Source organism: Chitinophaga sp. 22308, assembly GCF_052045305.1.
GTDB classification, from domain to species: Bacteria; Bacteroidota; Bacteroidia; order Chitinophagales; family Chitinophagaceae; genus Chitinophaga; species Chitinophaga varians_A.
This window is the reverse complement of sequence record NZ_JBQEOP010000002.1, coordinates 710,291-734,362: the sequence shown is the minus strand read 5'-3', so window position 1 is coordinate 734,362 and position 24,072 is coordinate 710,291. Positions and strand designations below refer to the sequence as shown.

Here is a 24,072-nt window from a genome sequence, read left to right as displayed (position 1 = left end):
CGAAATTTAAAGCGCAAGCATTGACATAAAAGACTGAACATAAAACAAGCATAGCGCCTATCGTCACACAAATGCTTATTCAACACTTAATCAATGCGTAGCATATTTAAATAAATTGTGCACACAAACCATCTAACATATACTACCAATACGATAGTTATTGTAGTAAGAATCTTAAAGTGTAATTACAGAAGGCATTGAGGTCATTTTTAACAGGTAAAAAAGGGCTTCCTAAAACTATTCCTGGCAAATGTTTTCTACCGATAACAGCAATCGCATATCACAAATGAAAATCACTTATTCTCGACGCCACCCAATAGAAACATCATCAGTTCAATGGTTATTTTCATATGCAATTTAAACAAGTCGCTTTTCCCTTCCAACAACAACACGGAAACAAAAACCGTAACCTCTTTACCGAAACCGTGCACTTCACCGCCACTTCACCTCGCCCGGTGCCTCCTGGAACACACGATGAAACGCCCGTGCGAAGCTGCCTGAAGTACTATACCCTAAAGTGATAGCCACCTCTTTTACCTGATGATCTTCCTGCAGTAGTTTTTTGGCATAGTTCATAGCGCGTTCAAGTTGATACTGATAAATTGTTACGTGGTAGAGCATTTTAAATCCTTTAGTTAGTTTGCTTTCACTAAGACCGGAGAAGTGGACCAGGTGCTGTATATCTATTCTTTTTGGGGGCTGTTCGTCGATGAATGCTTTGGTCTTAATAATAGCTTTCTCTTGGAACTTTGTCAGTTTCATCAATTGATGGTTATGAGGGTATTGGCAATACATCATGCGATATACGTTTTACTCTAAAGTTGCAATCGCAATTAAAAGTTAGGACTTTTTTGTCGGATTTTCAATAGGAAAGTCAAGTTTTTTAAGCAACCGAAACCGGCTGCACAATAGTCGCAGCAAGGGTTACAGAAGGAAAAGCAGGGAGAGAGCTCCCCGCCTGTTGCTTGTTGAGTCGATAATAAGTTACCGGACTGTCCACGGTTTGTCGAAGCTCAGATACTGATCGTAGGAGATCAATTGCCAGTTGAGCAGTACGATGCCGCTGTCTTCGAGGAGGCGTAGCGCGCTGACGGTAGTGAGTGGATGCTGGGAGGAGACGTCTTCCACGAAACGGCCGTCGCTACGTTGGTAGGTGAACCAGTAGTAATGCGTCATGGTATGGTCCGGGCATAGCTCTGCCAAGGGCATGGGCCGGTGAATACCGTTGATGTGCAGGGGTTGGTCCAGCAGCAACGAATAATAATGTTGCAGTTCGTGCAGCTCTTCCATCACCAGGGGTTCGGATTGATCGTCATATACGTCTTCGACGTAGTAACCATTGCCCAGGCGTTGCAGCCGGAGACCGTTACCGGCCCCGTACAGTCCTTTTTTACCGGCGATAGGTTTGAAGCCGGCGAGTTGCAGTACCCTTGGTGTAAGCGGCACACCCGCTACGTCTTTGAAATGTATCCAGACGGTGCGACCACCTTCCGGTGCATCTGCCAGCAACAGTTCATTTTTTTCCGCGTTGATATCACGGACGAACATTACTCCGGCATCAACATGCAGCGGACAGTCCACTACGTCGCCGATACTAAATTGATCTTTGTTCATAAGTACGATTTATGTGTACAAGCGCAAATATAGTGGTTGCATTCATATCTCCAAACACAAGACAGAAAAGCATCATAGGAAGCGAATACCGGGAATGACACAAATAAAATCAGTATGATTTTGGGGCTATCAAATTGATTAGGAAAACTTACAAAACAACACTTTTTGAACCAAGACAATAAAGAAGATATAAGATTGATCGAAAAATTATCTTTCAACTTTTTGAAAAAAAAATTTGAGAAAGGGGTCATCAACAATAAAGGAGCGCCAAAAACTAAAACGCAATAAAAAACCCACTGGCATCTGTCGTACCAGTGGGTTTGTATCCTAAGGAAAAATTCTCAATACGCATTATTCACCGTCAGCTCATACGTCGCTTTGGCTGAGGGTATCCCTCCCAGCACTTCCAGCTTCTTGGTCAGCGTCGTTGCGGGCAGGCTGATATGAAACTTGCCGTCTTTGTCTTTGGTGACGGTGGCCGTGGCGGCAGTACCGCCATAGGAGTACATCACCGCGCCGGTGTTCACAGCAGTGCCTACGGTGCAGTTGATAACGATCGTCCTGTTGGTGGCGTTGGCTGCCAGCATTTCTTCAGTACCGAGGGTATACTGCCCTTCACCGAGGTTGCCGTGAAAAACGATGGTCAGCGAGCTGCCGGAGAAGGCGCCATAGTTGCCGCCATTGCCGGCGGTACTGACAGCGATAGACGTAATGTTGCCATCGGCGGAAGATGTCTGGGCAGAAGAAGCTTTCACATAACTATATTCCCCCAGTTTCCAGGTGGCATCGCCTTCAGGGGATACGTTGTTGTCACTTTTTTTACCGCAGGAGAACAAGACAGCTGAGAACAATACCAGCAGAAGAGGTAAGGTTTTTTTCATGATATGATTTCGGGTTAAAAAGAAAAAAGCCCCGCTGTTTTGCAACAACAGAGCTTAAAGCTTGCGGAGAGTCAGGGATTCGAACCCCGGGACCTGTTACAGTCAACAGTTTTCAAGACTGCCGCAATCGACCGCTCTGCCAACTCTCCGTGAGACCGCAAATGTATAAAAGGGAATGAAGTAAAAAAAATTTTCAGCCGTTTTTTTTGAAAAATTATATCCCGGAGCCACCGCCCCTGCTGCCGGACAGCGGCCAAAATACCGCCAGAACGGCCATGACGGACGATTTCAGCACCGGTACATTTTTATCATTATATACCACCCTGAACAACAAGTAATTAGCCCCGCTGGCAAACATATTCCTTTTCCGTAATTTTAAAGATGGACAATATATTCTTTGAAGGCCCTGTCATGTGGTCACAAATAGACGCCAATATGCACCTGCGGCACTCCGCCTATGCTGATTTTGCCGCCCAGGCCCGCCTGGCCATGTTGGAGAAAGCGGGCATGGACGCCCGGCACTTCCAGGAGCTGCACATCGGCCCCATCCTCTTCCGGGAAGAAACCATCTACCTCCGGGAGGCAGGCCCCCACGACTCCCTGCGCGTTACCTGCGAGCTGACCAAATGCCGCCCCGACGGCTCCCGCTGGTCCGTACGCCATGAGATATACCGGAAAGACGGCATCAAATCAGCCGTGGTGAATGTGGACGGCGCCTGGATAGATACGAAGCTCCGGAAGCTGACAGCCCTGTCAGGCGAACTGATGGAGAAATTCACCTCCCTTCCCCGTAGTGAGGACTTCACGGAAACCACCTCATAAATTGGCCAGGACAAAAGCCACCCTGCCGGCAATACTGGCAAAAGGCACCACCAGCGGCTCATACCCGTAAGCGGTATAAGCCGCCTGCATGGCGTCATAGGTGGCCACGGCCGTGGCATAGTCCTGCTTGCGCTCCGTATCGCCCTGATAAATCTCCTCCCAGGGCGGAAAGATAAAAACACGCGGATGGTACCGCAGGGTGGCGGCATATTCCTCCAGTACCGCTGGTACCGGCAGGTTTTCCAATACGGAATAGCCTATCAGGTCGGGAATGCCCCGGTCGAAGAATACCGGCTGCCCGTTACCTGGCTGCTGTTCAAAATCCTGCAGGGCTGCTGCCAGCATCCTGTCACGGAATAATTCCTTATCGGCCCAGGGCAATGCCGTTCCTCCGCTGGCTACCTGCTCCTGGATAATCTGCCTGCCTGATTCCGGCACGACCGGAAACCCCTTTGCTGCTAAGGCAGTAATCACCGATGTTTTGCCCGCACCGGGGCCACCGGTAAATACATACCCGTTCTGTCTGATCATAGCAATAAATAAAATGGAAAATAAAAAGATGGCTGGAAGAAGGAGGCTACAAACATACGACATTATCACAACGTGACCCAGGGCTTCAGCCCTGAGAAAGGCAACAAACAATGGACGAAAGCCAATCATCCGTCAGATGATGTCTTTGGGGTACAATAATGGGAAAGGATGGGGGGAACAAATAACGGTGAGTTAAAAACAACAGATCACAAGTCCTTCTGCACTACATTCAGCGGTAAATATCCATCTTACCAGCGTGTCACCGGCTTAGCACTGGAAAATACCTGACGGTCTGACTCCAATGCTTTGATAAAAGGCAGATCGTTTTGAAGATATGCTCTGGAAGACTGTTCCAGGTAATTGTCCATCTGGAAGAATTTGGCAGCCCTGGTAGCACCCAACAGTTTGTTCATGCGCCGGAAATAACGCATCTGCAAACGGCCAAATTCAAGATCATTGTTGATCAGCTGCTTGGTCAGGCTGTTCATTTTCTTTTCATCCAGACAGGTAAACTCTTCATTGTACATCCGCAGTAAAGCGATGCGTTCCGCCAGCCATGGGCGTTTCTCATCTTCATACTCCAGAAATGCATCTGTAAAGGCCTTCTGTTCTACAGGGGAGATCTGTAGAAACTCATCGTATAAGGCCCCTCTATCCTTGCCAAAGATTTTCGTTACCAGATCCGGCTCATTGTACAAATTGGCGTCGGCAGATATGGTCGTGGCTTGGGAGAAAACTTCCAGTCCTGCCGTCAGCAGGACCATCAACAAACAAAGTGTTTTTTTCATGTTACCTGGGTTTTTAAAGTGTTATCGGCAATCACTGCCCGCCCGCCGCGAAACTTTCATTTCTCAGGTCCCTTTGTTGTAGCAAAAATGCACATCATCTTGACAAATATCCCTGTCCTCGTCTAGAGGCGACTTACTCCTTTCGCTGCGACAGCAGTAGTAATTTTTCTTTGGTAAAGGTTTTCTTGAAGATGTTCCGACTGGCCTGTCAGTACACCTGCCCTTGAGGATGGCAATCAGTTATGAAGTAGTGAGGCTATGGTTATGAAGTAACAAATAAAATATCTCAGGGTTACGAAGGTAAGTAGAATAACAATACAAAAACAAATTTATTTTTTAGGGAAAATAAAAAGGCGATAAGCCCGGTAATGCTGGACTTATCGCCTCTCTCCTACGGAGAAATGTCTAGTTGAGTGAGTGGCCGTTGGCCTTTAAAAACGCACTATGTGCCTCCTTTGTCCAAAGTTGGTAGTCATCCAAACTAATTCCCAGTTTCTCGTCTCTTACTACCTCTTTATCATCCCGGCAATCCCAGTATCCTTTGGCCAGTTCCTGTACGCTGATCAGTGTGTCCGGCGCGGTAGACTCATACTGGTCGGAATAACTCCTGTAATTTCCAATTGCCAGTTGCTGGATTTCATTCTTTACTGCTTGTACGGTTTGCTTAGCCATGGTTAAAATTTTTAGTTCGATGGCTAAAAAACAAAAATGAAGCCTTTCCTGTCCGGTAGCAGCGCTTTTAAGATTTCATTATCATAATATTTTGTTAAGGCAACATACGCAACAGTCCGCTAAAACTGGGCTGTTTTCATGTACACTTTACCCCAGTTCCCCCAGTCACTCAAGGCTTTGGACATATTCTCCATCAGCTCTTTCCGGGTCACTTTCTTCCCTTTCGCCGGCTGCTTCAGGCTCTCCGGCTTCACGTCATCGACCAGCACTTTGGTGGCAAACCAGGTAATATGCTCGTGGGGCAAGGCCAGTCCCAGTATCATCCCCGGAAGCCCTGAAAAAGACTCCGGGCCCCCGGAAGTAACGATAGCATCGGTGTAAAATGCCACCACATACACAGAGTCCATGATAATGGCATTGGCCCTCCGGCAGTCGAAACCAGCGATCTTCCTGGTTTCATCCGTGATCTTCCAGCGTATGGCACGGGTGGAATCATCCTGTAGAAAAAGGCGGTCAAACACCTGCTTCTGGGCCACACTATGCTGCGCCGCCAAATCGGTATACACCACGTTCTTTTCCGCCGGCCACTCCCGCACCTGGTTGTTTTCCGGCAGCTGACGCCCGGGCTTATAATAGGTAATGTTACCACTGAACACCAGATCAAAATAAGAGGTCTTGAACTGAGGCTGCGACTTCTTCTCCAGTTCCTTCCAGCTTTGCCCCTCCCCGCTTCCCCACATTTCATCCAGCATGGCGTGTATGTTCTGTTTCTTCTCAAACTCAATACGCCCCTTGTCCAGGAAAACAGTATGCTGCGCCTGCGCACCATAGCAGCACAACGATAAAACGATATATAAAAAGATCTTTCTCATGGGATTATTTTTTTGCGATACTGCCACCGCCTACTTTGTTGAAATTCCATATCACACTGAGCATACCATAACGGCCGATCGTGGAATAGGTGTTCTGCGTAATGAAATTGCTGTTGACAGATCTGTTGAAACCGATGTTCTGGTTCAGGATATCCTTCACTGCTGCCCTGAGTTCCAGCGCTTCCTTCTTGCCAAACTTCTTCACAAGGGCGGCATTCCATTGTATCACGTTATTGTTATCGGTAAATACCGCTGTCTTCTGCCGGAAATTACACACCACATCTGATTCAATCGTGAACTGCCAGGGGAGGAAATATCTTTCCGCGGCGGTAACGTTATAGGTCCAGTAGTTGGTGCGTGTGGACTGCTGTATGGAAGAAAGACTGGTATTATACGTCGCTTCCAATGACAGGTAATGCTCATATTTCTTTTCCTTGGAGCTCATCAGATCAATACCGGTCGTACCGTTAAAAGTTTTTGTGGTGTTCAGCTGATCGTTGATATAGTTGGCATTACGATAATAACCACCTCTCAGCGTATACCCCAGGTTAACATTGAGCGGCTTGATTTTCCAGCCCATATTGAGGTCAAGGTTCGCATTCTCATTGCCATTGATATTGATGAACTGCGTAGTGCGCTTACCTTTATCATCAATAGTGGAAGACTCTCCGAAATCATTTTTGGTAGAGGAATAACTCGCACTAAGCCAGATAGAACGCTCCGAAAGCACCTTAAAATCAAAATAACTCACGCGGAAGTTGTTTCTGAACGAAGGCTTCAACGCGGCATTGCCGATTTTGACATCCTGGTCGTCATCGTTGGTACGAACGGGCTGTAACTGGTTTATGCTGGGCTGATTGGTATTCCCGTTATAGTTGATGCTCAGGCGTCGCTGTTGACTGAAAGTATACCGGAAAGACGCAGCCGGGAACCAGTTCACAAAACTGCGGTCATGATTGGTATTCCGGTAAACATCATCCTGCTGGAAAGTAGTAAACCCTACGTTGTTGGTAGCCTGTATCCGTACCTTTCTGCCGGTGTACACATACCCCAACCCTGCCTTGTGCGTAAGCATGTTAAATACATAACTGTTACTGTAGGTACTGTCCATCATATCATATTTACCGGCATCGCCGGCATTAAAGGAGTTGCGGTAGGATTTGCTGTTGACCATAGCCAGGCCATAGTTAGCTACCAGCGAGGACAACGTCGATATCGGTTCTGTGTAAGTGATATTGCCCGACGCATTAATGCTCTCCGTTCTGAAAACTTTACGTTGATCTGTGAGATAGGAAGAATCCACACCACCGCTCTTTTTGAAATACTCCGTGAAGGAACGCAGTACACCGTCACCATCGCTGAGGGTATAGTTCTCCGCTACATTTACCGACAACGTACGGCCTTTTTTCTTCAGCTTCTTACGCCACAACAGGTTACTGTTCAGCTGACGGGTATCGTCCGCAACTGAAAGATGGCGGTTGTTGCGGTTGACCAGCGAACTGTCGCCATCCAGGAATTCTGAGTAGAAGTTGCTGTTTGTTTTTTTATGGTCTATTCCACCATTCATGTCCAGCCGTAGGGAGGAAGAAGAATCCAGTTGTATTTCATAACGACCGTCAATGCGGTTACGCATCAAGTCGTTATTGAAGTTCTCCCGCTGGTTTCTGTAACTGACTGCATTATTAGGCAGAATGTTTTTGGTGGTGGTGGTGCTGTTACCGTCCATATAGAGTTTCATGAACTTATAATTACCACCGATATTCTGTTTGTCCTGGTTCCATTTATTATTGAAATGAAGGCCACCGGTTTGTACCAATGGATAACCTTTACCACTATACCGGCCATCCCAGCCTGAAAAGTCATCATCTCCGCCACTGAGGATAATAAAATCCGAAGAGCCATCCATACTGGCATTATCTGCCATGCTTTGCCCGTATTTGTCTGACTCCTGCCAGTTCAGGCCGGTTTTCCCGGTATTGGAAACGATCCCATAGGCGGCTACTTTCATTTTCTTTTTGAACACGTTCAGCATGACCTGGTTGTCATGAAACCCGTTGGTGCCGGCGCCCAGTTCCACCTTTCCAAAATAGCCGTTTTTCTTGTCTTCTTTTAATTTGAGGTTGAGCGTTTTGCTGGCCTGGCCATCATCCACACCGGTGAAAGCTGCCTGTTCGCTTTTTTTATCGTACAGCTGTACTTTGTCCACCATGTCCGCACGCAGGTTTTTCGTCACGAGGGTAGGGTCATCACCGAAAAACTCTTCCCCGTCCACCAGCACCTTTTTGACCTTCTCTCCCTGGGCGGTGATCTGTCCTTTATTGTCCACCTGGATACCGGGCAGTTTTTTCAGGAGATCTTCCACGCTGGCATTTGGCTGCGTCTGATAGCTGCCGGCATTAAATTCCGTCGTGTCGCCTTTCATTTTGATGGCGGCGACCTTTTGCTGTATCACGACTTCCTGCAGAAGGCGCGACCGCAGGGTCATCATAATATTATCATAACGGAGCACACTGGTATCAGATAACGTGACCGGCTCAACGTAATCCGCGAATGCCGGATAAGTGATCATCAACAGGTACTTGCCTGCCTGCAGGTTGTCGAACGCAAACCCGCCGCTTTCACCGGCACGGACATACTTGTAAAGGACGGAATCTTTGGCGTGCAGAAGCGCTACGACAGTGTTGGGAAGTTTAACATGGTTTAACGTATCAGAAACCTGACCACTGATTCTCGCATGCTGTGCGTGGCTGATACTGTAAACGGTCAAACAAAAGATGAATGACAATAGTTTTTTCATTTGTGGGCGACTACAGGGTTGTTTGGTAAGATGCTTAGGGAACCAAATTCCATAATAAATTTTGAATTAAATATCGGGGAGATGATAAACATCTGTTAAATATAAGTCTACTTATCATGTAGGAAAACGTGATTATATATTAGCTGCCGATTTAAACACAAATCGATGCTGCAGCCTCGCTGCAGCGAAAAACAAATCATCATGCTTCCCAGGGCTGAAGCCCTGGGCTACGTTTAGATCACGCCTAAAGTGCTGACAGGCGCCTTATCAGGAAACATGACTATGCAAAGCTGACAAGGCACCTTTATACAAAAAACACTACAGCACACAGCTGACAGACACCTTATACTAAGAAACATTGCTGCACATAAATGAAAACAAAACGTAGCCCAGGGCTTCAGCCCTGGGATCCCGGAAAAAAATTTGTATTTTAAGCAGCATGGAAGCATCAAAATTAAGAAGCAGCCAGTGGTTTGCCCGTGATGGCAAAGATGGCTTTATATACCGCGCCTGGCTAAAAAAACAGGGCATTCCGGCACATGAGCTGGAAGGCAAGCCGGTGATCGGCATTTGCAACACCTGGTCGGAGCTGACGCCCTGCAACTCTCATTTCCGGGAGCTGGCCGAATCTGTCAAACGGGGTGTTATTGAAGCGGGTGGTTACCCGCTGGAATTTCCGGTGATGTCATTGGGGGAAACGCTGATCAAGCCGACGGCGATGCTGTACCGCAACCTGGTCAGCATGGACGTGGAGGAATCTGTCCGTGCCAATCCGCTGGATGGCGTGGTATTGCTTTGCGGCTGCGACAAAACCACACCGGCGCTGGTCATGGGCGCCTGCAGCGTAGACCTGCCCACTATTGTGGTTTCCGGAGGGTCCATGCTCACGGGGAGGCATATGGGAAGAAGCATCGGCACCAGCGATATATGGCGGTTCAGCGAGGAGCTGCGCTCCGGTAAAATGACCAGTGAAGAGCTGGCGATGGCCGAGGCGGGCATGTGCCGCAGCGATGGCCACTGTGCTGTTATGGGCACGGCCTCTACGATGGCCTGTATGGTGGAATCGTTGGGCCTGTCGTTGCCACAGAATGCCGCCATTCCTGCCCCTGATGCGGCACGTAAGGTATTGGCCCATCTGTCGGGCATGGAGATCGTCAGGATGGTGCGGGAAGACCGCCGCCTGTCGCAGATACTTACCCGGGAGGCTTTTGAGAACGCTATTATGGTCAATGCGGCCATTGGCGGGTCTACCAATTTTGTGGTGCATCTGCTGGCCATCGCCGGACGTATAGGCGTAGACGTATCGCTGGCGGACATAGACACCTGGTCGGCTGATATACCGCTGCTGGCCAACTTACAGCCGTCAGGGATGTATTTCATGGAGGACCTGTATTACGCCGGCGGCCTGCCGGCGGTGATGAACGCGCTCCTCTCCCGTCTGCACAAAGACTGCCTCACGGCCAACGGCAGAACGGTGGGCGACAACTACCGTCATGCCGCGGCTTACAACCCGGAAGTCATCACCACGCTGGAAGCGCCGTTCAATAATATATCCGGCATCGTGGTACTGAAAGGCAATATCTGCGAAGAAGGCGCGGTGATCAAACCTTCAGCGGCCACACCGCGGCTTATGCGGCATACCGGTCCGGCCATCGTGTTTGAAGATATCGACGACTATAAACGCCGTATCGACGATCCTGCGCTCGATGTGGACGAAAACAGTGTACTGGTGCTGAAAAACGTAGGCCCCAAAGGTTATCCGGGCATGCCGGAAGTAGGCAACATGGGATTACCGGCCAAACTACTGGCCCAAGGGGTAACCGATATGGTCCGGATCTCCGACGGCCGTATGAGCGGCACCGGCTTCGGCACGGTGGTATTGCATGTGTCTCCTGAAGCTGCTGCCGGCGGCACGCTGGCCATCCTCCGCGATGGAGATATCATCACGCTGGATGTGGCCAACCGGAGCCTTCATGCAGACCTGTCGCAGGAAGAGATTGCCCGGCGCAAGGCCGCATGGCAACCGGTACATCCGGTGGCCAACAGAGGCTATGTGCAGTTATACCAGCAACATGTGGAACAGGCGCACCTGGGCGCCGACCTCGATTTCCTAAAAGGCGGTTCCGGTAGTCAGGTGACCCGGGACTCGCACTAAAAACATATTCCCGTTATGACAACAGCATCCAAAGTGGCTATCGTGACCGGCGCCGGACAGGGCATTGGCTTCGAGATCTGCCGGCAGCTGGCGGCTAATGGCGTCGCCGTTATTCTCAACGACATGGACGCCTCGCTGGCCGCAGCAGCAGCCAATACCATCACTTCAGAAAACGGCCGGTGCATTGCCTTCCCCGGCGATGCCAGTGATATCAGCTTTATTCAGAAAATGGTACATGCCGCGGTGGTACAGTATGGCGGCCTCGATATCGTCATCGCCAATGCAGGCATCACGCTGTTCGGCGACTTCTTTACCTATACGCCGGAAGCCTTCAGCCGGGTGATGCAGGTGAACCTGGCCGGTACCTTCTTCCTGGCACAGGCTGCGGCAAACCAGATGAAAAAACAACAACGTGGCGGCGCTATCCTCTTCACCTCATCGGTGACGGGCCACCAGGCACACAAAGACCTCGCCGCCTATGGTATGAGCAAGGCCGCGCTGGAAATGCTCGCCAAAAACCTGGTGATTGAATTATCTCCCTATAAAATAACAGTAAATACCATAGCGCCAGGCGCCACGCTCACCGAAAGGACAATGTCAGAACCGGGCTACGCCGACACCTGGTCAAAACTTACGCCCATGGGCCGCGCCGCCTCCACAGCAGACATTGCGCAGGCTGCACTGTTCCTGGTATCAGAACAGGCACGGCATATCACCGGACAAAGCCTGGTGATCGACGGCGGCTGGACCAGTACCAGCCCACAACCCTGATTCAATTACGAATTACGAATGACGAATTACGAATTAAGGACTCCCTTATAGAGCGGTTACTGAGTAACCTTTCCATACAAGAACCCTTAATTCGTAATTCGTCATTCGTAATTCGTAATTAACTCCATCAGTTCCTCTGCTGAGAGGCGGCCGGACTGGTCGCTGCCTTCCAGCAGGCGATCGGCGAGGTCACGTTTGCTGTTATGCAGCTCGATGATTTTTTCTTCGATAGTATGTTGCGCTACCAGCCGGTAGATAGTGACCGGCCTTGTTTGCCCGATGCGGTGTGCCCTGTCGGAAGCCTGTTCTTCGATGGCGGGGTTCCACCATGGGTCCAGGTGTACCACATAGTCTGCGGCGGTGAGGTTCAGCCCTACCCCGCCGGCTTTGAGGCTTATCAGGAACAGCTGTCCCTTGCCGGCCTGGAAATCACGCACCAGCTGCTCCCGCTGTGGTATGGGCGTAGACCCGTCGAGATACAGGCAGGTAATGCCCCGTTGAACCAGCGCGTCTTTTACCAGCTCCAGGTGACGCACAAACTGGCTGAACACCAGTGCGCGGTGATTGTTGGAAATAAGCTCCTGTGCTATCTCCAGGAAGACATTCAGTTTGGAAGAAGTGATACTGCTTTCGCCGTCCACCAGCTGCGGATGGCAGGCAGACATGCGCAGGCGGCTGATCTCCGCCAGCGCCTTCATCTGCCGGCGGCCCAGGTTTTCTTCCGGCACGGCCAGGTTCTCTACCGCCTTGCGGCGTATCGCCTCGTAAAACGACATCTCTTCATAAGACAGCTCTACCAAACGGGTGATCTCCGTTTTAGGCGGCAACTCTTCCAGTACGGCCGTTTTGGTGCGCCGCAGTAAAAAAGGCGCCAGCAACCGCTTCAGGTGCTGCTTTACCGTGCTCTCCGGATTACGCACGCTGGGGAACACAAACTGTTCATTGAAATGATCGAGCGTTCCCAGCAAACCGGGGTTCAGGAAATTAAAGAGGTTCCATATTTCGCCCATATGGTTTTGTATAGGCGTTCCTGTTAGCATCAGACGGAAATCCGCCTGCAATGCCATGGCAGCCTTAGATGTTTTGGTCTGATAGTTTTTGATGGTATGGGCTTCGTCCAGCACGGCGGTGCTCCAATGTACGCCGGCAAACAGCTGGGCTTCCTGCTGCAGGATGCCATAGGTGGCCACCACCACGTCGAGGACGCCCACGCCCTTCAGTTGCGCCGCACGCTTGCCCGGTTGCAGCTGGATGATATTCAGCGAAGGGGCGAAACGGGCCATTTCATTCACCCAGTTGGGCAATACGGAAGCGGGACAGATCACCAGCGCCGGTCCATCCTCTGCACGGTGCAGCAATAACGCTATCGCCTGTACGGTTTTGCCAAGGCCCATATCATCTGCCAGACAGGCGCCTGCTCCCCATGCGGCCAGATGGGCCATCCAGCGGAAACCCTCTTCCTGGTAGGGACGTAGGCTGGTCTGCAGGGTCACCGGCACTTCAGGGTGCAGGCCCATGGCCGTGTCACGTTTACGGATAAACGCCGCCCAGGCTTCGTCCACTTCCGCCTGACCGGCTTCCTGCAACCAGTCGTCCAACATGGAAGCAGCGTAGCGGGGAATGCCCAGCCCGTGCGGGCCGGATATGGCGACGCTCGCCAGTTCGTTGAGCCGTTTGCGTAAGTCGGCCGTCAGTGACAGGAATTCGCCGTTGTCCAACGCAAGGAAACGTTTCTTAATAATACGTTTGGTGTCCAACAGCTCCCGGAAAGTCAATACGAGGTTTTCATCCACCCGTACTTCGGCATTGCAGAGGAACCAGTGCCCTTTTTCCTTCAACGACAATGCGACGTGGGAGAAATTGACCTGGTCTTTTACCTGGTAACGTTCTCCTTCCGGCCATTCCGCACGCACCAGTTCGGGATGGGCGCGTATCAGGTCCAGCAGTTCGAGGCAGTCTGCCGGGTCTTCAAATACCAGCGTATCGGCCACCAGCTCCTGCGGCACAATCTGTTGTATCAGTTCCAGCAGCCGTGTTTCGTTGGCTTTCTCCAGCTCCAGCTGGCGGTTGGCCTGCCAGCGTTCCCCGTTGCTGATGCCGATGATATGCGCCGCACCGGCGCCGGGCTTGCAATAAGGCGGGTCCAGCGTGAATGGCTTCACAAACAGCCCCGCTTTGATACCGGCGCCGAAAGGCAACAGCTGTATCACAATCCGGGCATCCCCTTCACGCTTGCGGATATTGATGGAGCCGTCGCCCAGTTCGGAATGCACCGTGAGGTGGGCGCCAATGCTTTTCAGCACCTGCATCAGCTTCTCCCGCCCTTCTGCCGGCACTACCGGCACCTGCGACAGTGTTTGCAACACTTTACGCTGCTGCGGGGTAAGACGGATAACTTTTAACCGGACAGGCGTTTCTTTAACAAACACCAGCTCACTGGAATAATCATCGATATTGGCAGTGAACGTATAACCCTTACCGTTATAGTTCACCATTAGTTCCGGTATGCCTTTTACAATCTCTACAGGTATGGCCGGGTTTTCATCCAGGAAAAGCAGAGGGTGCCCTGCCAGTTCCTCCCATACACGGTTATCGAAAGAAAAGGCTTCTCCGTCGTGGTTATAGTAATGGTCTTTTTGAATGGTGGTGCTGATGCGCTGGTCCTGATCGGTCATGGCTTCCGCCTTGCCGTCTTTCAGTTTTTTCAGCGGCACGCTGCGGCCACTGCTCCAGGTGCCGTCGCCATTGGCTGTTTGCACCACAGGTTGCAGTTTGTAGTGATTAAAATCCACCAGGTAAATCAACCGGTGTACCGGCGCAGGTTTGGACTTCCCGGCAGCATCTTCCGGGACGAGCAGCGTGTTGAGCAACCGCTCCCAGTCGGCGGTGATCTTCATCTGCGACAATACCGGCCCATACCGCACTACAGCGCCGGCGGCCGTAAAGGCAGGCGCATAACCCGCATAGCCGGCATCACGGAAGAGGTATAAATATTCGTAGGTGAGTAACCGGTAGTGATGCTCCATACCGCGGCGCAGCAATACGTCCGCCTGCACGCGGAAAGTGATCAGCAGCTTGCTGCGCGGATGCAGCAGCTGCAGCGCGATCACCGACAGGTAACTCAGCAGCGGCTGTTCGTTTCGCTCCAGTAACAACAACAACAGGTTCTCCGCTTTTTCTTTTCTGCCGGTATGCAGGTACAGCAGGCAGATAGCGGGCGTAACGGCCGGGAAAATTTTTCGTTCATAGGCGGCCAGTAATTTCTGGACCACGGCGTTACTTTTCTCTCCCGGTAGCAGCGTCAATGTCAGCGCATAATAAAATGCAAACAGCGGAGAAACCGGCAGCGTGTTCTTTTTGTCGTACTGCCGTTGCCGTTTGATGCCTTTATCGAAGGCCGTGAGCGCGGCGGCAGGCTGTCCCTGGTACAAGGTGACCAGGGCTTTGCCAAACAATTCATCGGCGGAGGTATCACCGAAGGCGGTATGCAGATCGCCTTGCAGTAATTGCAGCTCCGGAAACTGGCTGCCACTGCGTTGTTGCAGGGCCAACAACTCGTCCATTGCCGGCAGTTGCAACAGATGAAATTTCACCGCGAAGTCGAAGATGCTGTCGGTCGCTGTTTCGGAGAACAATTGCAGCAGCCCTTCATAAGCCGGAAAGAACAACAGGTAAGACAACCACGGCTGGTATTCGGACAGCTCCAGTTCCATTCGCCGGATAGGCGGCGACAGCAGATAGCGGTCACCCGTGAACCATGCCACCAGCAACTGCTGCAGGTCCTGCAACCGGGCGTTGACAGAATAAAACGCATGGATGGCGCGGCCGGTACGGTCCACTACCGGCTGATATTCCGGCCGTACAATATTGGCAGGCAACAGTTGAAAACTCAATGCGGGCGGCAGGTTATAATGCCCGTTCACGTTCATCTGCAACAGCTCCTGCTCCCGCAGGTCGAGCAGTATATCTTCCAGCTCCGGGCGGGAGAAAGGCATGAGCAGTTGCACCGCGTCAAACAGGGTATGTTTGTCTAACGGGTAAAGATATATGGAGAGCACGTCCATTACCAGCCTTACAGCGTCTGACTGGGATTGGTACCGTTGCAAATACCAGGCTTCATTGATCATACCGTCAAATGTAGCGCATTTCAGGAAATGACGGAGACGCCTTTGGCTTTGAGCTGTGCTGCTGTGGTGGCGGGTAGTTGCCGGTCGGTGATAAGATGATGGAAGAGGGTAAGCGGCGCGTATTTCAGATAGCTGTCCTTCCCTATTTTGCCGGAATCGCACAACAGGTACACGGTGTCTGCCTGTGCCGCCATGGCTTTGCTGACAGACGCTTCTTTTTCACTGAAGGCCGTGAGCCCGTTTTTCAGCGACAGTCCGTCAGTGCCGATGAAGGCTTTGGCGGCATGATAACTGTCGATATGCTGCAATGCCCGCTGGCCGTGCATGGCCTTCCGTTCTTTGTCTATCTCGCCGCCGATGAGGTTCACCGTTACCTGGTCACAATCCATCAAAGCCGCCACCACCGGCAGGGAATTGGTGATCACCCGCAGCGGTCCTGTTTTGCGCAGGTGCTGGCACATGGCAAATACCGTGCTGCCGCAGTCGAGGAAAATAGTATCTCCCGGTTTCACCTGCGCGGCCGCCAGCTTACCGATATGTTGTTTACGCTCCTGCCCTACGCCAGCTTTGTCTGCAAAAGCGGTAAATGAATGCAGCACCGGCGCTTTCATGGCGCCGCCGTGGGTGCGTACCAGCAGCCCTTCCTCTGACAGCTGCTGCAGGTCACGCCGGATAGTGATCGCTGAAATACCCAGTGCGTCCGCTATTTCCTGTACATCCCGGTTATCGTGCTGGTCCAGCAGTTTTAATATTTTTTGCTTTCGCTCAGGAAATCCCATTTTTTTATCTAATTTTGATCAAAACAATCAAATTCGATCAAATATAATCATTTTTATGACACCCAAAGTAAAAATCATTGACACAACAGTCCTGTCTGACAACTGGTACACGCTGAAAAAAGTCACCTATGAGTATCTGAAAAAAAACGGCGATCTGGAAATACAGTCCCGCGAAGCGTACGACCGTGGCAATGGCGCGGTGATCTTATTGTACAACAAGACACAGCAGACCGTCATCCTCACCCGCCAGTTCCGCATGCCCACTTTTATCAATGGCAACACCGACGGCATGCTGATAGAAGCCTGCGCCGGCCTGCTGGACAAAAGCAATCCGGAAGAGTGTATCCGCCGGGAAGCGGAAGAAGAAACCGGCTACCGTATTACGGATGTTAAGAAGATATTTGAAGCTTATATGTCGCCGGGGTCGGTGACGGAGATCCTGTATTTTTTTGTGGCAGCCTATGACAGCTCTATGAAGATAAACGATGGCGGTGGACTGGAACATGAACAGGAAGAAATTGAGGTATTGGAAATCCCCTTCCGTGAAGCGCTGCAAATGATGGCAGACGGCCGTATCCGCGATGGTAAAACGATCATGCTGTTGCAATATGCGCAATTACATCAGTTGCTCTGAGTTTTCTTATCTTTAGGATGCCGGCATCAAACGGCCCGTTCCATGCAATACCAGACCATCCCGCCCTCGGCCAGGTTTAGCGGCATAGTGCGATTTTATTGGGCACTGGAGAGTGATCAGCCTTACACGCATCATTCCCTGGCCGATATGTGCCCGGAACTATTGTTCCACTATCATGGGGTATTTGATGAATTGCTGTCCAATGGCAAGCGGGACGCTTCATTCTCTGCCGGCGTCCACGGGCAAAGCCAATCTACCCGTAAATTCCATATTGACAGCGGGTTTGGCATATTCGGCGTATATCTTTATCCGCAGGCTATTCCGCTGCTTTTTAACATCCCGACCAGTGAACTGACCAACCAGATGCCTGATCTCAGCACTTTGCTGGCCGGCACCGGCAGACAACTGGAAGAAAAAATCGCGCTGGCGGTTAACCATCAACAAAGGATTGATATCCTGGAAGACTTCCTGGAGCAACGGCTCACCAAACAGGACAATGTGCAGCCGCCTGTATTCCAGGCTATCCGCACCATCATCGAAACACAGGGCATGATGTCAGTCAAACAACTGGCGCAGGACCACTACCTGTCCACCCGCCAGTTCGAAAGACAGTTCCGGCAATATGCAGGCTTTACGCCGAAAATGTTTTCCCGTATCGCCCGCTTTCATGCGGCCATCCGGCTATATGGCCCCAATGCGCCGTCCCTCACGCAGATAGCGCTGGATTGCGGCTATTACGACCAGTCGCATTTCATTCATGATTTCAGGGAGTTCTCCGGAGAGCACCCGAAAGCCTTCTTTTCCGGCAGTTCCGGCGCCACCGCCTGGATGGATTAAAATGTCGCGTTTTTCCAATTTTCACAACACGGCTGAAACTAGCTTCGCAGTATTGTTTCACTGTTAATAACTACTGTTATGAAGATTCCGGCAGGGCATCAGAGCGTGATGCCATATCTTATGATCAAAGACGCCAACGGGTTCCTGGCCTTTACACAAGCGGTATTTCAGGCACAACTGAACCATCTCAGTCTGCATGACGACCAACAGGTGCGGCACGCAGAACTGGTGATCGGCGACAGCACCATCATGGTCGGTGGTTCACGGGACCAATGGAAACCGGCGCCGGGCCAGCTGTTCATCTACGTGGAAGATGCGGATGCCAGCTACCAGGCCGCACTCGACCACGGCGCCACCACCGTTATGGAGCTCAGCGACCAGTCCTATGGCAGGACCTGCGGCGTAAAAGATCCATATGACATTACCTGGTGGATCACCTCGATAAAATAACGGTCTAGGCTAAACGCTTTCCTAGGGCGGTCACTTTTTGAAGGCCTTTTTCCTTTCCACCGGGCTTCATGAATTTAATAGGGGCTATGTAAGTAGTCCCTTTTATTTTGATGCCACAGAAACGCAGCACCATGCTGCGGAAAGCGCGTACACCAGTGGACTGGTAATACAACGTATGGAACCATACGGGCGTGTCCATGGTACAGATGAGGCGGGACGTTTTACCTTTCAGTTTTTTGTTTATCAGCATACTGTTTTCACGATAGCTGAAAGCAAATCCTGGCAGGAAAAGACGGTCAAAGAACCCTTTCATCAGTGCGGGCAGAGAGCCCCACCACACCGGAAAGATCCACACAATATGCTCCGCGGCTTTAATTTTTTCCCAGGCGTCCAGCAGGTCTGGTTCCAGCTCCATCCTTTTGCGGTAGCCATAGCGCAGGTTGGGGTCAAACTGCAGCGAGCCGAGATGAATTTCCGTCACGTCTGCGCCGGATTGCAGCGCGCCGGTTTTATAGGCTTCCTGTAGTTGGGTGTTGTAGCTTTCGCGGTCAGGGTGACCGTTGACGATCAATATCTTTTTCATGCCTGCAAAACTACCCGTAGCGCAGCAGGCGGCACTGAACAAATGTTAATTTTTTCGCAGGCGGCTCAGGTGCTGTGGCGTAATGCCCAGGTAGGAAGCGAGGTATTGTAACGGCACCTGTTGTATCATGCGCGGATGCCGGCGTACCATTTCCTCATAACGTTCTTTGGCCGTGTATTGCTGAAAAGAACGGATGCGCTGTTCCATCATCACAAATTCCTGTTCCCCGAAAGTGCGGCCGGTATTGGCCCAGCGGATATTGTGTTCGTACAGGCGGTACAGGTCGTCGCGGTCCACCATCTGCAGTTCACAATCCGTGATGGCCTGTATGTTCTCAAAAGCCGGCTGGCCGGTAATGAGGCTGGAATAGGCCGTCACCAGCTGTCCTTCGAACATGATACAGTCCGTGATTTCTTCTCCGTTGTCCTTTACATAAAAAGAGCGCAGGATGCCTTTGCTGAGAAAGGCCAGCTGCCGGCATACGTTTCCTTCCCGGATAAAATAATCCTGTTTTTCGAGTTGTACGGTTTTCATGACCTGGTCAAGTTCGTCCAGGTCGGCTTCTGTTAATTGTGAATGACGGAATATATTCAGCATGCGCAAAGTTCCGTCTTTTTTGGGTGATAAAGAAGGTCACTTCTCCAGGGCTGCTTTGCGCAGCTGTTGCAGGCATTTGTATTTCTGGTTGTCGGCCGTATGTTTATTTTTCCAGCCCATCTTTTGCGCCAGCAGCGTGATAGGCTGCTGATAAAAAAAGAGCGCTTTCAAAATTCGTTTGCAGTTGTCCGTTATACTTGCCAGCCATCCCTGTACCCTTGCGGTGGCGGGCGGCTCGGGGAAGAGGTCGGGCGTGCCTGCTTCTTCCGGAAGCGCTGTTCCGGGAAGCAGCAGGCGGTCATCGCGCAGGCGTTTGCACCAGCAGTTACGGGCAATAGCGTAGAGGTACGTTTTGAGCGAGGCCGTGAGCACGAAATCAGGGGCTTGTATTTTCTGTACCAGTACCAGCATCACTTCCTGAAAAATATCTTCGGCGTCAGCAGCGTGACCGTTGTGCTGTTGCACGTAGGCCGCTACCATGGGGAAATATTGTCGGTAGATGACCGCCGTTGCATGGCGGTCGCCTGATTTCAGTTGTATAATGAGTTCCTGATCTGTAAAGGTTGTCATAAAAACGATTTAATCAACCAGTTGATACCATAAAGCGGGATTGATCACCCGATATTTTCAACTTTTTTTGATGGCGGTCCTCGTGCGCCAGCAGCCATTCTTTACGCCAGATACCACCGCCGTAGCCTGTCAGGTCGCCATTGCCGGCCACAATGCGGTGACAGGGCACGATAATGGAGATGCGGTTCATGCCGTTGGCGTGCCCTACTGCGCGCACGGCGTCGGGGCGTTGCAGCAGCATGGCCTGCTGTTTATAGCTCCGTACATCGCCGTAAGGCACCTCCAGCAGCAGCTGCCATACCGCCTGTTGAAAATCTGTTCCCGGCATGTGCAGCGGTATGGAGAAATGATGCAGCTGCCCCGCGAAGTAGGCGTCCAGTTGCTGTTGCAGCAAAACAAAATGTGGATGGGCCTCTTCCACCACCGTTGCCTTCAGCAGCCTGCGGAGGGAAGCCCATTGCGCATCCAGGATTTTGCGTTCGGTGAATTCCAGCAGACAGACGCCTTCGGCCGTAGCGCCGGCAATCATGACGCCCAACGGTGTTTGCACCTGGTTTTTGTATATGATGTTATTACTTTCCGTCATAGTTGTTATATCGGTCAATTTACCGATAATTTGAGATATTGGGCATTTAGCCGATATCTCAACGTACAAAAAGCCCTCCGCCTGTCGTGCAGCGGAGGGCGGGTCCACGGTATGGATGTGTTATTCCGCTTTTATCGCATAGGCTTTACCGTAAGTCAGTTTCCGCCATATCCATTCTACCGGGCCAAAGCGGAAATGGTCCATCCACCAGGAACTGACGGCGAGTTGGCCTCCCAGTACCAGCAGCCAGATGAGCACGTACACGGGAGGGCTGGCATATGCATACAGTCCGCCGCCAAAACTGTAATAGATCCAGACACAGGTAACAGATTGCAGGAGATAGTTAGTGGCCGCCATGCGCCCGGCGGCCTGGAAAGGCCGCAACCACCGCTGCCATTGAGCCCGTTGCAGCAGGCGGGTGAGAGTGGCGATATAAAATATACCAATAAGAGGGCCCGCGATGTAAGTGTTTATCATCATACTGTTGCCACCCAATGGCGTATTGGGACCAGCCTGTCCCAACAGCGCGAAACAAGCTACCAGGGGCCAACCAATCCATGCCGTCCAGGTCTGTACCTTCCGGATAAACACTTCATGTGCCTCCGGCTGCCGGAAGATGCCCCTCTTGCCGGCATAGGCGCCCAGCAGGAACATGGCCAGCATCATCGGCGTTTCCATCAGGTAACCCATTCGGGCCGTCAGCAGGTCGGCAGCATTCTGCTCCCATATCTGCCGAAGCGTGCCGGAACGGTATACCTCGATAGCGTGATAACCCGCATCACTATACGAAAGGCCGGCTTTGTAGAAATCCGGTCCGATAAGCGTGCCTGTCGCCACATATAATACCACCGGTACTATCAGCAGGCCCCCGGCCCATTTCAGCAAGGCAGGCGGGGACATCTTCCTGAAGAAAAGCAACAGCACGCCCAGCACGCTGTAAAAACAGAGCACATCGCCGAACCAGATCAGGTGAGCGTGTATACAGCCGATCGCCAGCAGTACCAGCAGGCGGCGCAGGAACAGCCGTACCGGCGGCAGCCCTTTCCTTTCCGCACTTTGCAGGAAAAGTATAAACCCGAGACCAAACAGGAAAGAGAACATGGACACAAACTTGCCTTCGCCGAAAAAGCTGATCAGCTGCACCACTATTTTGCCGGTGGTACCGGGCCACCAGTCAGAAGGGGCCATATAAAGGGCCGGGAAAGCGAAAAGGCCCATGTTCACCAACAGGATGCCACCCAATGCCACGCCCCTGATAGCGTCCAGCGCGTCTATACGGCGGGTGGCAGGTAGCGGAAGGGTGGATACGGACGACTGCATAAATAAGCTTGTTTTATTTGATGCAGCAAAATTGGGGTACCGGTGCCAGTCGCCGTTTGATATATGTCAAATAATTATCCCTTTGCCCGGATGCGGCTCAGGGTCTCGAGGGTAATGCCCAGATAGGACGCTATATGGCTCAGCTGCACCTTCCGCACTATTTCCGGGTAACGTTCCAATAATTGCCTGTAGCGCTCTTTGGCCGTAGCGAACTGCAAACTGGCCAGCCGTTCCTCCAGCCAGATGGCATAGGCTTCCATGCTCAGTGTCCATACTTTTTCCAGTACCGGGAACTGTGTCCGTAACAGCGTGAGCTTTTCTACAGACACCACTTCCACCAGGCTGTCTTCCAGCACTTCAAATGACTCCGGGCTGGGCGTCAGGCGGGTAGCGCTTTCCAGCGACATCACCACATCGTTGGCAAAACAAAATGAGGTGGTGACCTCCCGGCCGTCTTTGAGGTAGAAGCCTCTGACAGCGCCGGACAGCAGGGTATAACAATAACGGCAGATCTGCCCCTGTTCCAGCAGCAGGTCCCCTTTTCTGAACATTTTTTCCTGCGCCGCTTCATAGTAGGCATTGCGCAGGGCCTCGTCCTGAAAGGCGGTGGCCAACAGTTCTTCAATAACGGCTTCCTGGTATTTCATGGCAGCAAGGTACACAATGATCCAAAGATCCGTTCTGACAGGTGCATGATCAGACTGATAAAAAATTCCCAATTTTCATTTTCGCTTCATCTTGCCCTTCTACTTTTGATTCCAGACAATCATTCAAATACCTGAAAAACCGTTTATTATGAAATCAACAGTATTGTTCCTCGCAGCATTCACCTTTTCCGGAGCAGTTTTTGCGCAACAGGCCACCATTAAGACCAGTGGGAGTATGGCTACGGGGGTGCAACCCGGCAACGTACAAACGACGGCCGGCGGCAGCATGAATGCGACCGTGTCCGGACCGACAGGCAACAGCGCCGGTATGAGCAACAGCCAGGCGGCAACAGCAGAAGCGTCTGCCCGGCAGGCCATACAAGCCGGTGCCCGTGTAACTGAAGCAACAGCCGGCGTACAAACGGCTGTACAGCAAACATTAAATGCAGGCAGCATCGGTGCGCAATCAGGCATACAAGCCGCAGGGCAACAAACACTGAAAGCCGGAAGCGGTGCTGTCAACGCCCAGGCCAATATACACGCGGCGGCCCGGCAGGCGGTAAAAGTGGTTGCCCCGGTACGGATGAACACAAAAATATCCGGAGGCGCACGCCTGGGCATATTGTAATTTCAAAAGAAAAAGCAGAATTTTGCCGGCAACACATCGGCAAAATTCTGCCTTCATCCTGTTCATATGGTAAGACGGTTCATATTGGCATCCCTGCTCATGTCTGCGATGACATGGCTGCAGCCTCAAAAAGGCTATGGATATGGACATGTTAGTACCGCTGACCATATGGCCCCTTTAACAGACAGTATTCCGCCGGCCCGTACGCCGGCAGATAAACCTGTCGAAAAACCAGCTGACGCATCGGTCCTTCCGGAAGTAAAACTCCCGGAAATAAAAGAAGTGCCTAAATCCAGGCGCGGCATCAAACCGATGGCTATTCCTTCTCCATTGCCAGTCCAACCAATCAGGATCATTAAACCAAAAATCATTATCCGAAAGCTTATCTGACGGGTTAAAAATATTGATATT

Annotated in this window: 25 protein-coding genes and 1 tRNA gene; 9 read left to right on the top strand and 17 right to left on the bottom strand. The window is 51.4% G+C overall.

Annotation, left to right across the window (positions count from 1 at the left end):
• Window positions 1-432 precede the first annotated feature (432 nt).
• The 4 genes from ACTJJS_RS09705 to ACTJJS_RS09690 form a co-directional block, all read right to left on the bottom strand.
• The gene (locus ACTJJS_RS09705; RefSeq protein ID WP_440663507.1) at window positions 433-762 is read right to left on the bottom strand and encodes a helix-turn-helix transcriptional regulator; all 330 of its coding nucleotides are present in this window, start codon (window positions 760-762) and stop codon (window positions 433-435) included.
• 222 nt (window positions 763-984) lie between these two features.
• Window positions 985-1,614: a hypothetical protein gene (locus ACTJJS_RS09700; protein ID WP_440663506.1), complete on the bottom strand. Its 630-nt coding sequence runs from the start codon at window positions 1,612-1,614 to the stop codon at window positions 985-987.
• A 341-nt stretch (window positions 1,615-1,955) separates the two neighbouring features.
• Complete coding sequence (locus ACTJJS_RS09695) at window positions 1,956-2,495, bottom strand: hypothetical protein (protein WP_440663505.1); 540 nt, start codon at window positions 2,493-2,495, stop codon at window positions 1,956-1,958.
• Between the two features lie 64 nt (window positions 2,496-2,559).
• Window positions 2,560-2,644, bottom strand: a tRNA-Ser gene (locus tag ACTJJS_RS09690).
• A 57-nt stretch (window positions 2,645-2,701) separates the two neighbouring features.
• On the opposite strand from ACTJJS_RS09690, the gene ACTJJS_RS09685 reads away from it, so the two are divergent.
• Entirely contained in the window at window positions 2,702-2,833 is a 132-nt protein-coding gene (locus ACTJJS_RS09685; protein WP_440663504.1) for a hypothetical protein, read from the top strand.
• Window positions 2,834-2,876: 43 nt separating this feature from the next.
• The gene (locus tag ACTJJS_RS09680; RefSeq protein ID WP_343744145.1) at window positions 2,877-3,317 is read left to right on the top strand and encodes an acyl-CoA thioesterase; all 441 of its coding nucleotides are present in this window, start codon (window positions 2,877-2,879) and stop codon (window positions 3,315-3,317) included.
• Here the strand turns inward: ACTJJS_RS09680 and ACTJJS_RS09675 are convergent.
• The 5 genes from ACTJJS_RS09675 to ACTJJS_RS09655 form a co-directional block, all read right to left on the bottom strand.
• Window positions 3,312-3,848, bottom strand: a complete 537-nt coding sequence (locus tag ACTJJS_RS09675) for an AAA family ATPase (RefSeq protein ID WP_440663503.1) — start codon at window positions 3,846-3,848, stop codon at window positions 3,312-3,314. The two genes, ACTJJS_RS09680 and ACTJJS_RS09675, sit on opposite strands and share 6 nt — an antisense overlap.
• A gap of 248 nt (window positions 3,849-4,096) precedes the next feature.
• The gene (locus ACTJJS_RS09670) at window positions 4,097-4,636 is read right to left on the bottom strand and encodes a hypothetical protein (protein ID WP_168872734.1); all 540 of its coding nucleotides are present in this window, start codon (window positions 4,634-4,636) and stop codon (window positions 4,097-4,099) included.
• A gap of 405 nt (window positions 4,637-5,041) precedes the next feature.
• On the bottom strand, window positions 5,042-5,308 hold the full coding sequence (locus ACTJJS_RS09665; RefSeq protein WP_168872733.1) for a hypothetical protein: 267 nt from the start codon (window positions 5,306-5,308) through the stop codon (window positions 5,042-5,044).
• Between the two features lie 119 nt (window positions 5,309-5,427).
• Window positions 5,428-6,180: a GLPGLI family protein gene (locus ACTJJS_RS09660; RefSeq protein ID WP_168872732.1), complete on the bottom strand. Its 753-nt coding sequence runs from the start codon at window positions 6,178-6,180 to the stop codon at window positions 5,428-5,430.
• 4 nt (window positions 6,181-6,184) lie between these two features.
• The gene (locus ACTJJS_RS09655) at window positions 6,185-8,977 is read right to left on the bottom strand and encodes a TonB-dependent receptor (RefSeq protein WP_440663502.1); all 2,793 of its coding nucleotides are present in this window, start codon (window positions 8,975-8,977) and stop codon (window positions 6,185-6,187) included.
• Between the two features lie 439 nt (window positions 8,978-9,416).
• Here ACTJJS_RS09655 and ACTJJS_RS09650 point away from each other — a divergent pair, with 439 nt between their 5' ends.
• Window positions 9,417-11,132 carry an IlvD/Edd family dehydratase gene (locus tag ACTJJS_RS09650; RefSeq protein WP_440663501.1) on the top strand — a complete coding sequence of 572 codons (1,716 nt, stop codon included), beginning with the start codon at window positions 9,417-9,419 and terminating at the stop codon, window positions 11,130-11,132.
• A 15-nt stretch (window positions 11,133-11,147) separates the two neighbouring features.
• A complete protein-coding gene (locus ACTJJS_RS09645; protein ID WP_343744140.1) occupies window positions 11,148-11,903 on the top strand; it encodes an SDR family NAD(P)-dependent oxidoreductase in 756 nt (251 codons plus the stop codon).
• 101 nt (window positions 11,904-12,004) lie between these two features.
• Here ACTJJS_RS09645 and ACTJJS_RS09640 read toward each other — a convergent pair whose 3' ends face one another.
• Entirely contained in the window at window positions 12,005-16,030 is a 4,026-nt protein-coding gene (locus tag ACTJJS_RS09640; protein WP_440663500.1) for a DEAD/DEAH box helicase, read from the bottom strand.
• A 20-nt stretch (window positions 16,031-16,050) separates the two neighbouring features.
• Window positions 16,051-16,809, bottom strand: a complete 759-nt coding sequence (locus tag ACTJJS_RS09635) for a DeoR/GlpR family DNA-binding transcription regulator (RefSeq protein ID WP_440663499.1) — start codon at window positions 16,807-16,809, stop codon at window positions 16,051-16,053.
• Window positions 16,810-16,864: 55 nt separating this feature from the next.
• On the opposite strand from ACTJJS_RS09635, the gene nudK reads away from it, so the two are divergent.
• The 3 genes from nudK to ACTJJS_RS09620 all read left to right on the top strand — a co-directional run bounded on the left by nudK (window position 16,865) and on the right by ACTJJS_RS09620 (window position 18,730).
• Window positions 16,865-17,443: a GDP-mannose pyrophosphatase NudK gene (nudK, locus tag ACTJJS_RS09630; protein ID WP_440663498.1), complete on the top strand. Its 579-nt coding sequence runs from the start codon at window positions 16,865-16,867 to the stop codon at window positions 17,441-17,443.
• A gap of 42 nt (window positions 17,444-17,485) precedes the next feature.
• Complete coding sequence (locus ACTJJS_RS09625) at window positions 17,486-18,280, top strand: AraC family transcriptional regulator (protein ID WP_440663496.1); 795 nt, start codon at window positions 17,486-17,488, stop codon at window positions 18,278-18,280.
• 78 nt (window positions 18,281-18,358) lie between these two features.
• Complete coding sequence (locus ACTJJS_RS09620) at window positions 18,359-18,730, top strand: VOC family protein (protein ID WP_440663495.1); 372 nt, start codon at window positions 18,359-18,361, stop codon at window positions 18,728-18,730.
• A 4-nt stretch (window positions 18,731-18,734) separates the two neighbouring features.
• Here the strand turns inward: ACTJJS_RS09620 and ACTJJS_RS09615 are convergent, their stop codons facing one another.
• The 6 genes from ACTJJS_RS09615 to ACTJJS_RS09590 all read right to left on the bottom strand — a co-directional run bounded on the left by ACTJJS_RS09615 (window position 18,735) and on the right by ACTJJS_RS09590 (window position 23,033).
• Window positions 18,735-19,313 (bottom strand): NAD(P)H-dependent oxidoreductase, encoded by a 579-nt coding sequence (locus tag ACTJJS_RS09615; protein WP_440663493.1) that lies wholly within the window; start codon window positions 19,311-19,313, stop codon window positions 18,735-18,737.
• 45 nt (window positions 19,314-19,358) lie between these two features.
• Window positions 19,359-19,910, bottom strand: a complete 552-nt coding sequence (locus ACTJJS_RS09610) for a Crp/Fnr family transcriptional regulator (protein ID WP_440663492.1) — start codon at window positions 19,908-19,910, stop codon at window positions 19,359-19,361.
• Window positions 19,911-19,946: 36 nt separating this feature from the next.
• Window positions 19,947-20,480 (bottom strand): RNA polymerase sigma factor, encoded by a 534-nt coding sequence (locus tag ACTJJS_RS09605; protein ID WP_440663491.1) that lies wholly within the window; start codon window positions 20,478-20,480, stop codon window positions 19,947-19,949.
• A 13-nt stretch (window positions 20,481-20,493) separates the two neighbouring features.
• The gene (locus ACTJJS_RS09600) at window positions 20,494-21,066 is read right to left on the bottom strand and encodes a methylated-DNA--[protein]-cysteine S-methyltransferase (protein WP_440663490.1); all 573 of its coding nucleotides are present in this window, start codon (window positions 21,064-21,066) and stop codon (window positions 20,494-20,496) included.
• A 120-nt stretch (window positions 21,067-21,186) separates the two neighbouring features.
• A complete protein-coding gene (locus ACTJJS_RS09595; RefSeq protein WP_440663489.1) occupies window positions 21,187-22,386 on the bottom strand; it encodes a DUF418 domain-containing protein in 1,200 nt (399 codons plus the stop codon).
• Between the two features lie 74 nt (window positions 22,387-22,460).
• Window positions 22,461-23,033: a Crp/Fnr family transcriptional regulator gene (locus tag ACTJJS_RS09590; RefSeq protein WP_440663488.1), complete on the bottom strand. Its 573-nt coding sequence runs from the start codon at window positions 23,031-23,033 to the stop codon at window positions 22,461-22,463.
• Between the two features lie 148 nt (window positions 23,034-23,181).
• Here ACTJJS_RS09590 and ACTJJS_RS09585 point away from each other — a divergent pair, with 148 nt between their 5' ends.
• A complete protein-coding gene (locus ACTJJS_RS09585) occupies window positions 23,182-23,661 on the top strand; it encodes a hypothetical protein (protein WP_440663487.1) in 480 nt (159 codons plus the stop codon).
• A 66-nt stretch (window positions 23,662-23,727) separates the two neighbouring features.
• Window positions 23,728-24,051 (top strand): hypothetical protein, encoded by a 324-nt coding sequence (locus tag ACTJJS_RS09580; RefSeq protein ID WP_440663486.1) that lies wholly within the window; start codon window positions 23,728-23,730, stop codon window positions 24,049-24,051.
• The last annotated feature ends 21 nt before the right edge of the window (window positions 24,052-24,072 follow it).

Bases quoted from the DNA above. Each gene is read 5' to 3' on its own strand.
- ACTJJS_RS09705 (WP_440663507.1), bottom strand. From the start codon at position 762: ATGAAACTGACAAAGTTCCAAGAGAAAGCTATTATTAAGACCAAAGCA.
- ACTJJS_RS09700 (WP_440663506.1), bottom strand. From the start codon at position 1,614: ATGAACAAAGATCAATTTAGTATCGGCGACGTAGTGGACTGTCCGCTG.
- ACTJJS_RS09695 (WP_440663505.1), bottom strand. From the start codon at position 2,495: ATGAAAAAAACCTTACCTCTTCTGCTGGTATTGTTCTCAGCTGTCTTG.
- ACTJJS_RS09680 (WP_343744145.1), top strand. From the start codon at position 2,877: ATGGACAATATATTCTTTGAAGGCCCTGTCATGTGGTCACAAATAGAC.
- ACTJJS_RS09675 (WP_440663503.1), bottom strand. From the start codon at position 3,848: ATGATCAGACAGAACGGGTATGTATTTACCGGTGGCCCCGGTGCGGGC.
- ACTJJS_RS09670 (WP_168872734.1), bottom strand. From the start codon at position 4,636: ATGAAAAAAACACTTTGTTTGTTGATGGTCCTGCTGACGGCAGGACTG.
- ACTJJS_RS09665 (WP_168872733.1), bottom strand. From the start codon at position 5,308: ATGGCTAAGCAAACCGTACAAGCAGTAAAGAATGAAATCCAGCAACTG.
- ACTJJS_RS09660 (WP_168872732.1), bottom strand. From the start codon at position 6,180: ATGAGAAAGATCTTTTTATATATCGTTTTATCGTTGTGCTGCTATGGT.
- ACTJJS_RS09655 (WP_440663502.1), bottom strand. From the start codon at position 8,977: ATGAAAAAACTATTGTCATTCATCTTTTGTTTGACCGTTTACAGTATC.
- ACTJJS_RS09650 (WP_440663501.1), top strand. From the start codon at position 9,417: ATGGAAGCATCAAAATTAAGAAGCAGCCAGTGGTTTGCCCGTGATGGC.
- ACTJJS_RS09645 (WP_343744140.1), top strand. From the start codon at position 11,148: ATGACAACAGCATCCAAAGTGGCTATCGTGACCGGCGCCGGACAGGGC.
- ACTJJS_RS09640 (WP_440663500.1), bottom strand. From the start codon at position 16,030: ATGATCAATGAAGCCTGGTATTTGCAACGGTACCAATCCCAGTCAGAC.
- ACTJJS_RS09635 (WP_440663499.1), bottom strand. From the start codon at position 16,809: ATGGGATTTCCTGAGCGAAAGCAAAAAATATTAAAACTGCTGGACCAG.
- nudK (WP_440663498.1), top strand. From the start codon at position 16,865: ATGACACCCAAAGTAAAAATCATTGACACAACAGTCCTGTCTGACAAC.
- ACTJJS_RS09625 (WP_440663496.1), top strand. From the start codon at position 17,486: ATGCAATACCAGACCATCCCGCCCTCGGCCAGGTTTAGCGGCATAGTG.
- ACTJJS_RS09620 (WP_440663495.1), top strand. From the start codon at position 18,359: ATGAAGATTCCGGCAGGGCATCAGAGCGTGATGCCATATCTTATGATC.
- ACTJJS_RS09615 (WP_440663493.1), bottom strand. From the start codon at position 19,313: ATGAAAAAGATATTGATCGTCAACGGTCACCCTGACCGCGAAAGCTAC.
- ACTJJS_RS09610 (WP_440663492.1), bottom strand. From the start codon at position 19,910: ATGCTGAATATATTCCGTCATTCACAATTAACAGAAGCCGACCTGGAC.
- ACTJJS_RS09605 (WP_440663491.1), bottom strand. From the start codon at position 20,480: ATGACAACCTTTACAGATCAGGAACTCATTATACAACTGAAATCAGGC.
- ACTJJS_RS09600 (WP_440663490.1), bottom strand. From the start codon at position 21,066: ATGACGGAAAGTAATAACATCATATACAAAAACCAGGTGCAAACACCG.
- ACTJJS_RS09595 (WP_440663489.1), bottom strand. From the start codon at position 22,386: ATGCAGTCGTCCGTATCCACCCTTCCGCTACCTGCCACCCGCCGTATA.
- ACTJJS_RS09590 (WP_440663488.1), bottom strand. From the start codon at position 23,033: ATGAAATACCAGGAAGCCGTTATTGAAGAACTGTTGGCCACCGCCTTT.
- ACTJJS_RS09585 (WP_440663487.1), top strand. From the start codon at position 23,182: ATGAAATCAACAGTATTGTTCCTCGCAGCATTCACCTTTTCCGGAGCA.
- ACTJJS_RS09580 (WP_440663486.1), top strand. From the start codon at position 23,728: ATGGTAAGACGGTTCATATTGGCATCCCTGCTCATGTCTGCGATGACA.